The 14849-nt window shown below is 35.9% G+C and carries 13 protein-coding genes; 8 read left to right on the top strand and 5 right to left on the bottom strand.

The window, feature by feature from the left end:
• The 3 genes from U473_RS07675 to U473_RS07665 form a co-directional block, all read left to right on the top strand.
• Positions 1–700 (top strand): glycosyltransferase family 2 protein (locus U473_RS07675; RefSeq protein ID WP_161937308.1); only part of this gene is annotated, 700 nt, incomplete at its 5' end.
• Between the two features lie 16 nt (positions 701–716).
• Positions 717–1409, top strand: a complete 693-nt coding sequence (locus U473_RS07670; protein ID WP_068725014.1) for a lysophospholipid acyltransferase family protein — start codon at positions 717–719, stop codon at positions 1407–1409.
• 161 nt (positions 1410–1570) lie between these two features.
• Positions 1571–3235 carry a S8 family serine peptidase gene (locus U473_RS07665; RefSeq protein WP_235589078.1) on the top strand — a complete coding sequence of 555 codons (1665 nt, stop codon included), beginning with the start codon at positions 1571–1573 and terminating at the stop codon, positions 3233–3235.
• 39 nt (positions 3236–3274) lie between these two features.
• Here U473_RS07665 and U473_RS07660 read toward each other — a convergent pair whose 3' ends face one another.
• Positions 3275–4495, bottom strand: a complete 1221-nt coding sequence (locus U473_RS07660) for an MFS transporter (protein WP_068725012.1) — start codon at positions 4493–4495, stop codon at positions 3275–3277.
• Between the two features lie 114 nt (positions 4496–4609).
• Between U473_RS07660 and U473_RS07655 the strand changes: the two genes are divergently transcribed.
• The gene (locus tag U473_RS07655; RefSeq protein WP_068725009.1) at positions 4610–5680 is read left to right on the top strand and encodes an HD-GYP domain-containing protein; all 1071 of its coding nucleotides are present in this window, start codon (positions 4610–4612) and stop codon (positions 5678–5680) included.
• 205 nt (positions 5681–5885) lie between these two features.
• Positions 5886–6140: a YkvA family protein gene (locus U473_RS07650; RefSeq protein WP_068725007.1), complete on the top strand. Its 255-nt coding sequence runs from the start codon at positions 5886–5888 to the stop codon at positions 6138–6140.
• A 20-nt stretch (positions 6141–6160) separates the two neighbouring features.
• Here the strand turns inward: U473_RS07650 and U473_RS07645 are convergent, their stop codons facing one another.
• From U473_RS07645 to U473_RS07635, 3 genes are all read right to left on the bottom strand, one after another.
• Positions 6161–7360, bottom strand: coding sequence for an MFS transporter (locus tag U473_RS07645; protein WP_068725005.1), 1200 nt, complete (start codon positions 7358–7360; stop codon positions 6161–6163).
• 161 nt (positions 7361–7521) lie between these two features.
• Positions 7522–8469 carry an L-threonine 3-dehydrogenase gene (locus U473_RS07640; RefSeq protein WP_068725003.1) on the bottom strand — a complete coding sequence of 316 codons (948 nt, stop codon included), beginning with the start codon at positions 8467–8469 and terminating at the stop codon, positions 7522–7524.
• Complete coding sequence (locus tag U473_RS07635; RefSeq protein ID WP_068725000.1) at positions 8466–9659, bottom strand: glycine C-acetyltransferase; 1194 nt, start codon at positions 9657–9659, stop codon at positions 8466–8468. Before U473_RS07635 ends, U473_RS07640 begins: the two co-directional genes overlap by 4 nt.
• Before the next feature lie 214 nt (positions 9660–9873).
• Between U473_RS07635 and U473_RS07630 the strand changes: the two genes are divergently transcribed.
• Positions 9874–10917 (top strand): NAD-dependent epimerase/dehydratase family protein, encoded by a 1044-nt coding sequence (locus tag U473_RS07630; RefSeq protein WP_068724998.1) that lies wholly within the window; start codon positions 9874–9876, stop codon positions 10915–10917.
• A 73-nt stretch (positions 10918–10990) separates the two neighbouring features.
• On the opposite strand, the gene U473_RS07625 is transcribed toward U473_RS07630, so the two are convergent.
• The gene (locus U473_RS07625) at positions 10991–12232 is read right to left on the bottom strand and encodes a glycosyltransferase family 2 protein (RefSeq protein WP_068724996.1); all 1242 of its coding nucleotides are present in this window, start codon (positions 12230–12232) and stop codon (positions 10991–10993) included.
• 144 nt (positions 12233–12376) lie between these two features.
• Between U473_RS07625 and U473_RS07620 the strand changes: the two genes are divergently transcribed.
• Together U473_RS07620 and U473_RS07615 are read left to right on the top strand one after the other, a co-directional pair.
• Positions 12377–13609, top strand: a complete 1233-nt coding sequence (locus U473_RS07620; protein WP_068724994.1) for a glycosyltransferase family 2 protein — start codon at positions 12377–12379, stop codon at positions 13607–13609.
• An 8-nt stretch (positions 13610–13617) separates the two neighbouring features.
• A complete protein-coding gene (locus tag U473_RS07615) occupies positions 13618–14718 on the top strand; it encodes a glycosyltransferase family 2 protein (protein WP_082732431.1) in 1101 nt (366 codons plus the stop codon).
• The last annotated feature ends 131 nt before the right edge of the window (positions 14719–14849 follow it).

The following is a 14849-nucleotide window of genomic DNA, read 5'->3' as shown; positions in this document are numbered from 1 at the left end:
GAGAAATTACGCAGTAATCATTCCCGCCCTTAATCCTACAAATAGTTTGGTAGACTATGTTAAAAGCCTATTAGAAGAAGGTGCATCACAAATTATCGTTGTCAATGATGGTAGTAAAGAAGAATTAGACGATATCTTTACGGAATTAAACAAAATTGAAGGATGTACCGTTTTAACGCATGAAACAAATCAAGGGAAAGGTAGAGCATTAAAAACTGCTTTTCAATATTATCTAGAATTTCATAAGGATTTAGAAGGTGTTATTACGGCAGATGCTGATGGACAACATTCACTGGAAGATGTTTATAAAGTAGCAAAAGCTATAGAAAATAGTGATCAAGGAATCGTTCTAGGGGTTAGGGATTTTAGCAAACCTAATGTTCCCTTCCGTAGCTATATTGGTAATAGAATAACTAGTCTTATTTTTCGACTTTTATTTGGCTATAAACTAGAAGATACGCAAACAGGATTGCGAGGAATTCCTAATAAAATACTTCCACAGATTCAGGAACTTAAAGGAGAAAGATACGAATATGAAATTAATATGTTAATTTATACAACAAAAATGAATATAAAGATCAGCGAAGTACCCATACAGACATTATATTTTAATAACAATGCTGGTTCTCATTATAAATCTATACTAGATTCTATCAGGGTTTTATCTATACTTATTTCTGGATTTCTACGAGAAAAATAGATTGCTGGTGAATGTAATGAATCGTCATTATGGTATATTATTTAGAATCATCCGAGGTTTTATTCGAATCTTTTATCCCAGATATAAGGTTCAGGTTCCTGACCGAATCAACGGACCCGTCGTGTATATCTCCCACCACCAAAATCTTTTTGGCCCATTTGTAACATTGCTTTGGTTTCCAAAATGTTTACATGCGTGGATCCTTCATGTTTTTCTTGACCAAGCTGCTTGTTATAAGCAATATGTAGATTATACGTTTACCAAAAGGTTTGGCTGGAATCGAAATCTAGCGAAAATGGTTGCTTTTCCTCTATCCTTTTTCATTTCAAAACTATTGAATTCTGGGAAAGGGATTCCTGTATATAGGGGTTCGCGAAAAATACTAGAAACCTTCCATCAAAGTGTAGAAGTCTTAAAAAGTGGACAAAGAATTGTGATTTTCCCAGATATTGATTATCGTGATCCCTCTTCAGAGGTCAAAGAAATGTATAAGGGATTTCTTTATTTAGAAAAGTATTTTTTTCAAGAAACAGGAGAACATTTGACCTTTGTTCCTTTGTATGTAAGTAAAAATAAACGACTGATCCTTGCAAATCGACAAATCTACTTTAGAGATGGGGAAGGGTTCAACGAAGAACGTAAAAGAATCGTTCAGGAGATCCATACAAATCTTAATGAGCTAGCAAAAAGATGTGGGGATCTAACTTAAGGAATATTTCTATCAGGATTAAAGCCCCAATTCTAATAAGAGATGGGATTTTTTATAGGCCATTTTATTCATTTTTAATTATTTTGAATATTTTTAAAAAGTTTATATTATATTGTTGTTAGGAATGCAAATTCCAAATATTGAAAAAGGAAGTGATTTTTTTGACAAAAAGAGTGATGATAATTCTTTTTGTAATGGTGTTTGTTTTAAGTTCAATCCCCATGGTTTTGGCACAGAATGAAAAACAACCAGTTAAGCACAAAGAGCTTCCTAAGCAAGTAGACAACAACAAAAACAAACTTTTTGACAACCTAGAAGAAATCATGAATAGAACAGATGAGCTGACCACTATTCCAGTCATCGTGATGTTAAATACGGATTTTCTAAGCAAGAAAAAAGACATGGAGAAAGCGATTGGCTTATTCAAGACAAAATTTGAATATAGCGAGGCTTTCCATGGATTTGCAGCAGACTTGAATAAAGGCCAAATTATTGCTCTACAAAAGATGCCTTTTGTTCAACAGATTGAATATGATATGCCTGTTCAAGCAAGCATGGATACGGCGACAAATTGGTTTGGAGTGGGAAAAGCTAGAACTGATTTTGGACTTGACGGAGATCTAGATGGATCATTAACGACCTATTCAAAAAATGACGTAGTGGTTGCAGTAATTGATACAGGAATTGATGCAACCCATGTTGATTTAGACGGAGGAAAAGTGATCGGCTGGATGGATTTTGTCAGATCTAAAACAACTCCTTATGATGATAATGGTCATGGAACACATGTATCAAGTATTATTGCTGGTTCAGGTGATGGTAATGCGAACTACAAAGGCGTAGCATATGGAGCTGCATTGGTAGGAATCAAGGTGCTTGATCGTCGTGGAAGTGGTTCCATGAGTACTGTAGATGCTGGAATTGATTGGGCGATTCAGAATAAGGACGTTTACAATATCCGAGTCATTAATTTATCACTTGGCACTTCAAGTAGTTCCGATGGTACGGACTCTACTTCGATAGCTGTCAATAGAGCAGTTGCCAATGGTATTGCTGTAACTGTTGCAGCAGGCAATTCAGGACCAACACAATATACGATTGGTTCCCCTGGAGCTGCTTCTGATGCCATAACAGTCGCTGCGATGGCGGATGTGGGAGAATATGGTTTTAACCTAGCCAATTTCTCAAGTCGTGGACCAACTGCTGATGACCGTATTAAACCAGATGTTTCTGCTCCTGGATATAACATTACGGCTGCAGAAGCCAATTCTACAAATGGTTATATAACTTATAGCGGTACTAGTATGGCTACTCCTTTTACAGCAGGAGTAATTACTTTGATGATTGATGCAAAACCAACGATCACGACTAGTGAGATTAAAACGATCGTTACTTCAACAGCAAGTGATTGGGGACCAACAGCTGAAGACATTGATTATGGGAAAGGGCGCTTACAAGCGTATGATGCTATTAAGGTTGCAGGGAACTATAATGGAACAGCGCCAATCGTACCTTCACACCACTTTGTTAGTGGAAGTCTAAGTTCTTCAGGAGATAGTAACAATTGGATACTTAGTGTAACTTCTACTTCAGAACCAGTTGCGGTAACACTTGTCATTTCAGATTGGGTAAGTGGTTTCTTTGGTGGAAGTCCGGATTTTGACCTTTATGTCTATGATCCAAATGGAACATTGGTAGGAAAGGCAGAGGGGACTGAACGGCAGGAGTTAGTCACTTTTAGCCCAGGCGTAACAGGAGACTATACAATTAAAGTCGTTTCCTATTCTGGATCGGGAAATTACTTTTTTGATACAAGTTCCAATTAAATAGATTAAAAAAAGAGAACCAATGATTTAATTAAGAAGTCATTGATTCTCCATTTTTTTGTAAGCAGGGACGATTCTGCCAAAGATGCCTAGGAGGATTTCGCCAAGTCCTGCAGACATGAACACCAATCTTGGCCCAAACCATTGGGACAAGGTAGTACCACCGCCAATGGAAATGAGAGAAATTGGACCAGTCAACGGGCCCATCACACCATAAACCCTTCCTCGCAAATCTTCTGGCACTTGATGTTGAATCAATGTTTCAATAACGACAGAGGATACAGCACCAATAATTCCAAAAAAGGCCCAAATAAATAAGGCAATGGGTAATTGGTCTGTCCAAGAGAACCAAACCACCATGACACCATCAAAAATCGTGGTCGCGAGTAATAGCTGAATTCCCCCGATTCTTTCAATCATCCATTTTGAGAGGAATGCTCCCATAAAACCACCAATTCCAATCATCGAAAATAGGTAACCAGTAATTTGCTCAACATTTCCACCATGAGCCATGTATTTTTCTACATATAAAAAGGTAAGAGCCCCTTGCATGCTCATTACAAGGGTGAAAAAGATTTGAAAGATAAAGATATATTTTAAGATCGTTTTATTGACGATATAACGAATTCCCTCTTTAAAATCTTGCCACATTTGCTGCGACCTTTCTTTCTTTTCCTCTACAAAAGGAGGCGCTTTAATTCCAAGCGTCAATCCTGCTGCTAAGATGAAGGTAATCACATCAACTGTATAAGCCATTTTTGCACCTAAAAAAGCAACGACGAGCCCTGAGATGGCTGGTCTGAAAATTTGCATTGTACTATTCGTTAATGAAAAAAGGGAATTTAGTGTAACGTATTCTTCAGATTTTACTAATGTGGGTTGCAAAGCCCGTTTGGCTGGTTGGAAAAAATTTGCCACAATTCCATCGATAAACGCGATCAAGTAAATTTGCCATAATTGATCGGAAAAGAGAAGAAGAGAAATAATACCTGCCCTTAATAGATTACTGACAATCATAATTTTTTTACGATCAAAGCGGTCAGCAATAATTCCTGCGACAAAACCAAAAAGAATAGCAGGAGTAATTTCCATCATCATGACCATTCCAATATATAAATCTCGATCGGTTAAATGCATCACTTGTGCCATCATGGCAAAAAAAGTCAATGTAGATCCAATCGAATTAATTACTTCACTACTAAGCAATAACAGGACAGAGCGACTGCGAAATAGATTTCGATATTCATGCCAGTAAGTCATTGATCATTCCTCCGAAAAAATACTACGATTAAACGCGTTGTTTTGAATGTTTTTGCTGTTTTTTAATAGTATATATTAAAAACTTCTTATAAGCCTTAGTAAGGAGAGGTACCCATGAAATATGTAAAACCCTATATGGGATTGGTGAAACAACAATTAGCAGATGATATTATTACAGAACAAGGTCTTCTTTTGTTATCAAAGGGTCATATTTTGACAGAAGAAGATATAAAAGCAATCATCATTCGTCAAATTGATCGCATTGCAATTGAGGAAACAAGAACTTCCATCAATGAATACATGAACCACCTTCAAAAAATGGATCCCGAATTTTATCAACTCTATGATACGTGTTTAACAACAGTTGAAGATCTATTTCAATCCGCTTCTAGGCAAGAGCGAATCGAACAGGATACATTATTCGAAATTTTTGATGATTTAATGTCCCATATGGTTTCGGTTCCCCATCTCTTTATCCAACTGAGAACGATTAAAGACATTGACCATTATACCATGCAACATTCCATCAATGTTGGGATCATTTCCGCCTTATTGGCAAGACTGATGGGATTAAAAGGGGATGAGGTCATTCGAATTGGTCATGCTGGGTTTCTTCATGACATTGGAAAAGCCTTAATACCCTCCTCTATTTTACAAAAACCAATTGTGTTAACAGATGTTGAATTTGAAACGGTAAAAAAACACCCACGGTTAGGATATGAAATTCTAGTAAAAAATGAGATAAAAGACCCCTTGGTCCTTACAGCAGCTTTAATGCATCATGAACGACTAAATGGAAAAGGTTACCCATTGAAAAAAGACGGTACTAATATTCCTCTCGTTGCTCAAATTGTTGCCATTGCAGATGTATATGATGCAATTTCTTCAGAAAGGGTTTACAAAAAATCTTTCTCTCCTTTCCATGCCTATATGGAATTACACCAAATCGCCTTTCAAGGAGAATTAAATGCTGCCATTGTTCTCAATTTCCTCCAATATATTTCCAAGTTGATGGAAGGGCAAGAGGTGATCATGAATGATGGGCAAAAGGCGACCGTCATTTTGGCAGACCCGTCTGAACCTCACAGACCTTTAGTTTCAATGAGTGGCCAGTTTATTGACTTAAGAAAGGAAAGAAATCGATACATTCAAGAACTACTAATTCCTATGAAATATGAAACTTAGACGATATTTTTATCGTATAAGATAGTAAAACAATCTTCCTTCAGATGGATGTGAATTAGATGAACCGACAAAAGATTATCGAGCTAGTAATGAAACTAGTGGATTTAGCAAGGACAAGCAAGGGTAAAAGAAAGATTTATCGTGAATTTCCAAGAAAAATAAAAAAACAGGGGGTATCCAAAACCTCATTCAGCAGCTTAAGGTGATGTATCTTTATTTTAAAGACCCTCATACAAGTAAAACAAAAAAAGGGCTAATAGGAGCAGCATTGTTATACTTTATTATGCCCTTTGATGTAGTAAGCGATTTGATTCCTGTTTTAGGACTTGTGGATGATGGAATCGCTATCGCCATTGTTTGGTCGATGGTAGAAAAAGAATTAAGGCAATATGCACAACAGTTAGATAGCGACATTATCGATATTACCTCGGAAGTAGAAATCATCGAAGAAGAAAAATAGAACAAATGGCTGATCTGCTTTTATACACGAAGTAACACCATTAAAATAGCAGATAAAGCAGCAAATCCACTACTTACGGCAAAGGTAGAGGCAGGTCCAAATGTTTCCCATAAAAATCCTGCAAGAAGACTAGCAGGAAGCGCAGCAATTCCTGTTAAAGCATTAAACGTGCCTATTGCCGTTCCTCTTTTTCCTTCTGGGACAAGATCAGCGATATATGCTTTTTGAACCCCTTCTGTTGTAGCATAATAAAGGCCATATAAGATAAATAATCCCCATACCCATAAACTCTTTGTAATGAGTCCAAACCCAAGATAAATCAATGCAAAGATCAGATAGCCTGTTACGATAATTGGCCTTCTACCTAAGCGATCAGATAAAATGCCTGCAGGGATTGAGAAAAGCGTATACACTATATTAAACGCAAAGTAAGCTAGAGGAATCAATGCTGAATTCATCCCAACATCTTGTGCCCGTAAAATTAAGAAAGCATCAGATGAGTTACCAATTGCAAACAAAGTAGCAATAAAGGTAAAGAGAATAAAACGGCGATCTAAGCCTTTAAAGCTGATCTTTGGTCGTGTTTGTTTTCCAAAGATCTCTTCTTCTATATTTGTTTTCTTTTTTTCCTTCAAGAAAAAGATAAGTAATAATACCGCAATAATTCCGGGAATAGAGGAAATCCAGAAGATTAAACGATAATTCTCATGAAAAGAGCTTAACACAAAGAAGGCAACAAATGGGCCAATTGCAGCGCCTAAGGTATCCATCGCCCGGTGGAACCCAAATGCTTTTCCTCTTTCTTCTTTACTGGTTGAATCAGCAATCAAGGCATCCCTTGGTGCTCCTCTCATTCCTTTTCCGAAACGGTCAATGAACCGTATAGCAAGTACTTGGCTAAACGATGTACTAAGTGCAAATAATGGCTTGATTAGGTTAGAAAGACCGTAGCCAAAGACCATTAAAGGCTTTCGTTTGCCTAGTTTATCTGAAAACCAACCTGAGAATAATTTTAATATACTTGCAGTACTTTCAGCGATTCCCTCAAGAAGCCCAATTGAAGTGACTTGAACATGGAGAACCGTTGTTAAAAATAAAGGAAGAACAGGTACGATCATTTCACTGGATAAATCAGTGAGAAGACTGACCAGTCCAGTCACAAAAACAACAGCATTCATTCCCCAAATCCTTTTGCTTCTATAATTAATGTTATCTTCCATCTGTTTCCGCCCCTAAAATAGTAGTATTAAAAATAAAATATGATCTTAGAAATTTTATTTTATATGAAATTAACAGCTTGGTAAAGATTAGCATACGTCACTAGTAATAAAAAGAAAGGGGTTGGATAAGAATCCCCTTCCGATTACCTTATGATTTACTCTTAAAGAAGCTTATCTTTTAGTTTTTTTATGATATCCTCAGTCATTTTCTCTAAATCATATGCTACCTTAAAACCCCATTCTTCTTTTGCTGATGAGGCATCTATTGAATTTGGCCAGCTATCAGCAATAGATTGTCTGATTGGATCTACCTGATAATCTAACTTGAAATGAGGAATATACTTTCTAATGGCTTTGGCAATTGCCTCAGGATCAACACTCATTGCAGTTACATTAAATGAATTACGATGCTTCAACTTAGATGCATCTGCTTCCATCAAATCAATAATCGCGTTTAACGCATCAGGCATATACATCATATCCATAAAAGTCCCTTTGGCAATATAGGAGGTATATTCACCTTTTTTTACGGCATCATAATAAATCTCAACCGCATAATCGGTTGTACCCCCTCCTGGAGGGGTAACATAGGAAATTAATCCTGGGAAACGTAACCCTCTTGTATCTACACCAAATTTCTGATGATAATAATCGCTTAGTAACTCACCAGTTACTTTATTTATACCATACATCGTCGTTGGTCTTTGAATGGTGTTTTGAGGAGTAAGATCTTTTGGAGTTGTAGGACCAAAGGCGCCGATAGAGCTAGGCGTAAAAAATTGCGTTTTTAATTCCCGCGCTACCTCTAGAGCATTTAAAAGACCGTCCATGTTAATTTTCCAGGCAAAAAGTGGTTTAGCTTCAGCTGTTGCGGATAACAAGGCAGCAAGGTGGATGACAGAATCCACCTGATAACTTTTGGCGATTTCATACATTCGCTTTCCATCTGTAACATCAAGGAGCTCAAAAGGCCCTGATTTGACGACATCTGCTTCTGTTTCTCGAATATCAGTTGCTACTACATTGTCTTCTCCATAGGTATCTCTAAGCTTTTGAATTAATTCAGAGCCGATTTGGCCTAATGCCCCTGTGACTAAGATTTTTTTCATGAAAGAATCCCCATCTCTTTTCCGATCTTTTCATAGATTGTTAATGCTTGGTCTAACATTTCTTTACTATGTGCTGCTGTAGGCATATTTCTGATTCTACCTGTTCCCCTAGGGACAGTTGGAAATACGATTGATTTCGCATATACACCAGCTTCATAAAGCTTTTTACTAAACTCTTGTGTTTTCACTTCATCGCCAATAATGACTGGTGTAATTGGCGTTTCACTATTTCCGATATCAAATCCTAAGGATTTTAATTTCTTCTTCAAATAGTTTCCATTTTCCCAAAGACGATTATTTAACTCAGTACTGTTGATTAGAATCTCAATTGCTTTTATGCTTGCAGCGACATCCCCAGGTGTTAGAGAGGTAGAGAATAAGAATGGTCTACTCCTTACCTTTAACCAATCAATGAGTTCCTTTTTACCTGCAACATATCCACCTACGACACCAATTGCTTTAGATAATGTCCCAATCTGGAAATCAATTTTATCTGATAAGCCAAAATGCTTGACTGTTCCTGCACCTTTGCCCAATACACCGGAGCCGTGCGCATCATCTACATAAGTAATTAAACCGAATTCCTCTGCAATTTCTACAATTTCAGGTAGCTTGGCAATATCTCCATCCATCGAGAAAACCCCATCGGTAATGACCATGACTTTATTGTATTGGCCAGATTCAGTGGCTTCTTTTGCCTTTGCCCTTAAATCGTCCATATCAGAATGCTTAAAGCGAATAATCTTTGCCCCTGATAAACGACAACCATCTATGATTGAGGCATGATTTAGTTCATCAGAAAGGATTGCATCATTCTTGTCCATCACTGCCGATATAGCTGCCATATTACAATTAAAACCTGATTGATAAGCAATTGCTGCTTCTGTATGCTTAAATTCTGCTAACTTTTTTTCTAGCTCGATATGAATTTCTAATGTACCGTTAATCGTTCTAACAGCTCCTGCACCGACACCAAACTTTTCAATTGCTTGATGCGCCGCTTCTTTTAACCTTTCATCGGTAGCCAATCCCAAATAATTGTTGGAAGAAAGATTGATCAACTCTTTTCCAGCAATTTTAATGATTGGTCCATTTGGACTTTCTAAAGGATCGATCACATTATAAAGACCCCTACTTTTTAAATCCTCTAGATTTTGCTTCAAAAAATCATCTAATACCTTGCTTGCCATGATTCATCCCTCCATTACATTTGTCCTCTGTGTGTGAACAAAATTTATTTTGCATGTCCATTTGTTTCAGTATTCTTCACTAATAATGTATCATATTCTACTTAAAATGTTTATATGTGAGAGACAGTAAAAAGAAAAATCTTTTTCATTTCAGAAAAAATAAAATTGAATAGAATAAAGTATCAGTTTAAATAAACATTTAGGGGGAGTGTTAGTGTCTGTTGTCGTCATAACAGGTTCTTCTGGATTAATTGGTTCGGAATCAGCAGAATTTTATGTTGGTTTGGGATACGATGTGATAGGGATCGACAATAATATGAGGGAGTATTTTTTTGGTTCCGGTGGTTCGACCATAAACAATCGTGAGTATTTGAAACTTAAACTTGGATCTAAATATAGACATTATGATATTGATATAAGAGACTATAAAAAAATAGAAGAAGTATTTGAAGAATATAAACAAGATATTTCATTAATTATTCATACTGCAGCACAGCCTTCACATGATTGGGCAGCAAGAGAACCATTGACTGACTTTCATGTGAATGCAAATGGAACCCTTCATTTGCTTGAAGCTACGCGTAAATTCTGTCCTGAGGCAGTATTTATCTATACATCCACGAATAAGGTGTATGGTGATCGGCCAAATCAACTTCCTTTGATTGAATGTGAAACTCGCTTCGAAATTGATTCAAACCATCCTTATCATAAAGGTATATCTGAGGATATGAGTATCGATCAAAATATGCACTCCTTATTTGGAGCATCTAAATTAGCTGCAGATATATTGGTTCAGGAATATGGGAGATACTTCAATATGAAAACAGTTTGTTTTCGAGGTGGAGTGTTAACTGGGGCGAAACAATCTGGAGTCGTCTTACATGGATTTATTAATTACTTAATGAAGTGTGTAATCAATGGTATTCCCTACACGATATTTGGCTATAAAGGCAAACAAGTAAGAGATGTAATTGCTTCTAGCGATGTGATTTCCGCATTCCATACCTTTTTTCAAAATCCTAGACAGGGTGGAGAGGTGTATAACCTTGGCGGAGGAAGATATTCTAATATTTCCATGCTTGAAGCGATTGAATTAGCGCAAGAAATCACAGGAAAGAAATTAAATTATTCCTTTAATGAACATCACCGAGTAGGAGATCATATTTGGTATATTAGTGATATAAACAAGTTTACCTCTCATTATCCTGAATGGAAGATTACAAAGGATATTCGTATGATTATGGAGGAGATTTTTTGACTAGTAATCGTCACAAAAGCAGAAGGAGAAGTTCTTGGAGTAGAAAAAGTTAGGTGAATAGAGTGGCCTAATGTCAGTTTTCAATGTCGCCAAAAAGTTCATCAAATACTTTTACCAATCGTTTAAACCTATCATCAGATCGCAAGATTTTTAGCTCTGATAACACGGTTTCCTTCCATTTTTCATCATCCTTTAATCCTACAAATTCACTTAAATTCACTAGGCTTCGATTTTCCAAAAACATTTTAAGTGCCGCTTGAAGTCCTTTCTTTAATGTATCTCTAAAAGTCTTATTTTGCTCAGGATACTGATTAGAAAGTGTTCTATATTCATGCAAAACTTGACTTGCTTTTACAAAGCTTCCTTTACCAATAAAGGGTAATGAGATCACTGCTACATCGATATCAGGATGAATCTGTTGAAACTTCACAATGTTTCCAATCATTTCTTTCTTTCTCTCCGTCAAAATGTAGGGATGTTCCTGATGATAGGTTGCAATCTGTGGTGCATCATAAAATGTTGCTCCTGCTTTGTAGAGTCGATAACCTAATTCATTATCTTCACTACCCCAACCAGCAAATTCCTCATTAAAATAACCTACCTGATCTAGCAAAGTTTTTCTAAAGGAGACAGCTCTAGTAATGCAAAAAATCCAAGGAAGATGGAATCCATTTAACCAAGGCCCATAATCTCTGATTATCGTAGGAAATGTAGGATCTGGATAAGCAAGTTGATGAAAAAATAAAGATTGAATCCCCTGTTTACCTAATAATGGAACTGGTCTTTTTATTCTTTTTATATACCTCAAAAGCAAGTGCATATTTTTAGTGTGATTCGAGAGAGATAGCTTCCATTTTCTCAGAAGTTTTGGTTTTGTTTTAATCATGGAATAGAATCGTTTGATTTGTTTTTCATTAAATTTTGGATCCAATACGGTATAAACGATTTTTTGCTGGTTGGTACATGAGATAACAAGGTTTTCTTCCGTTTGATGAAGATGAATATGATGTTCAATAAAGTCAGGATCGACTAGCATTTCTACATCTAAAAAAATAAGGATTTTTCCAGATGCATGTTGAATACCAATATTTTTAGCACGTGATCGACCTACATTATGTTTAGAACGTACGTATTTAAATGTAAAAGGTGTTTCTAAGTTGCTTAAAGTGGTTGTTTGATCGGTTGAAGAATCGTCTACAAAGATCACTTCAAATTTTTCAGGGTCATAAGTTTGATTTTGGAAAGAATAAAGGGTTAACAAATTTTGAGGATATTTATTGTGGGAGATCATAATGACACTTACCTCTATAGACATATTACCTTTCCCTTCGTAATAAATAGTTTCTATCTACAATATGAAGATGGACTAGGCATGGGAACAATCTTCTAAACCCATATCAGCATAAAATATTAAAATGAATTTAATTATGTTACAACCTAGTAAAGTGGGGGATGGTCATTGAAAAAGGATGTAAGTATCATTATGCCTTCATATAATAAATACCCTTTAAATTTGTTCAGCTTGTATGCATTAGCAAATCAAAAATATGATTTATCTAAAATGGAAGTGATCTTAATCGATGACGCATCAACAGATCTAACCCCTAAATTAAAAAGCTTTAAAGCCCCGTTTGAATATCATTATATTCGCTATGATAAAAATCTAGGTCGTTCTAAAGCGAGAAATGTAGGGATTTCGCTTGCAAACGGGAGTGTGATTATATTCCTAGACTCGGAAATCATTGTCGATTCTCATTTTGTAGCAAATCATTTGGAAAATCATTCGGAAGAAGAAAACATGGTAGTTACAGGAGCTCTAAGACAATATGGGGTCTATACAACGTTGTACCCCGATTTTCGTAATGATCAAATTGAAAAGTTTTATTCTTTAATACGGGGAAAACCACTTTTACTCAGACGTTGGCAGTTCATTCCAGGAAATCATCTAAGAAATCTAAAAACCATTCGAAAAAGATTGAAACAGGCGAAAAAACCAATCCCACTTTTATCGCAAAAAGAGATTAAATCTGGATTTTATCAACAGCTTACGTTTCCAAAACCTCTTTTTGCAGATGTGCGAAAGCATTTTGGGGACCAATTAATTGGGTATCATTTACCTTGGCAGGCCTTTTTATCGGGAAATGTCTCTTTAAAAAAAGAACTATTAGACAAGGTGGGATATTTTGATGAGGATTATCAAGGGTGGGGATTGGAAGACACAGATATGGGTTATCGATTATATAAAATAGGGGCAGTCTTAAAAAACGATCAAGGAGTCCCCCATTATCACCAAGAACATCCTTTTTCTACGCAGCAACAGCACCGTGATATGTTTAAAAATTACCTCATTTATCAAAGAAAACATCCTGAATTTGAAACCTCTACACATGCGATGACGATTGCTGGGTATATTGATCGATTAGAGGAACAGCGTATTTTAGAAGAATATAAACAGCTCAATCAAGAATATCCTAATCAATTTATGCTGCTGAAGGAAACATACTTACTATTCCTTCATAAAGTGGCAGAGTTGTTAGCAGAAGAGAAAAAAATAAATCATCTCTCTTTTCAAATCGGATTAGACGATCAACCTGAAAAAAAGAATCAAGTTCTTACTGAAGAAGATACCATTAAAAAGTTAGAAAAGTTTGATCTTTTTATAGATACCTTTCATATGCTGTTCCATTTATAATCTAAAAAATGATGGGAGGGGTTAAAATTGGGAATAAACCTTATGTCACGATTTTGTTAGCCTTTTATAATGAAAAGAAATATATGAAAAAGGCCATTGCCAGTGTGAAACAACAAAGTTATTCCAATTGGCAATTGATTTTATTAGATGATGGATCAACAAACAAAAGCAAAAATTGGATTCTCCCAATCATAAAAAACGATTCTCGCATCCAATATAAACGATTCAGGAAAAATCAGGGAAAAGGCAAAATATTAAATGAGGGATTAAAGATCGCAGAAGGAGAATATGTTTTGGAATTGGATGCTGATGATTGGTTATACCCTCTTGCACTTCAATTATTTGTTGATTATATGCAGAAGCTTCCCTCCACTGTTGCGCTTGTATACTCCGACTATGTGACCGTAAAAAAAGTTGGAAAGAACTTAATGAAACACCAAGCTGTGGTAGCTCGTCCATTTCTTAATCGGATCCAGTGGGTGAAGAATTACTTTGTTCCTATCCCACGTTTCTATCGAAAAGAAGCCCTTCTTGCTATTGGGGGATGGGTGACAGATTATCCATCAGAAGGCCGATTATATGAAGATATAGCCACAGTATTTCGCTTGCTTAAACATTATCAAATGGCTTATTTACCTAAACGAACAATGGTGGTTAGAAGAAGATATGACAGTATTACGTATAAAAACCGAAATGCTTGGTATTCAATGTATAAATATTTATTGGCAAGAGCATTACAAGAATGGAACGAACCTTACCTTGTTGACGTAGACTTAAAAAACAAAATAAGCATCAAAGAGAAAAAAGGAGATTCTGGATCTCTCCCCCTTGTATCTCTACTTATTTCATACCCTTATCATTCTGCAATATTACCTTATCTTAGACAAAGTATTGCACATCAAACTTATCCAAATATTGAAACCATTTTTATAAACGATCATTCAATCTCAAAAGAAACCTTAAAATTGGCTAACGGGAAATATGTACTCATTTTATCGCCTTTCGAAATATTAAATCCTGAATGTATTGAGATTTTTGTTGACACAATGGAGGAGAAAGAAAGAAAGGGTGAGATCGTTTTGAGGGCAATAGCAAAAAGAAAAAAATAAAATCGAAATCGAAAACTATTTTACCAGACCTTTGTATTTATCATTTAGATCTTATAAAAAAAGCTGATTGGACGTCAATCGATCATTCAATTGAGAAAAACATCTTAACGATTCCAAGGTTTTTAAGCTTT

This window comes from Tepidibacillus decaturensis, from assembly GCF_001561915.1.
GTDB classification, from domain to species: Bacteria; Bacillota; Bacilli; order Tepidibacillales; family Tepidibacillaceae; genus Tepidibacillus_B; species Tepidibacillus_B infernus.
Note: the sequence above shows the minus strand (reverse complement) of the source record. Positions and strands in the feature narration are given on the sequence as shown.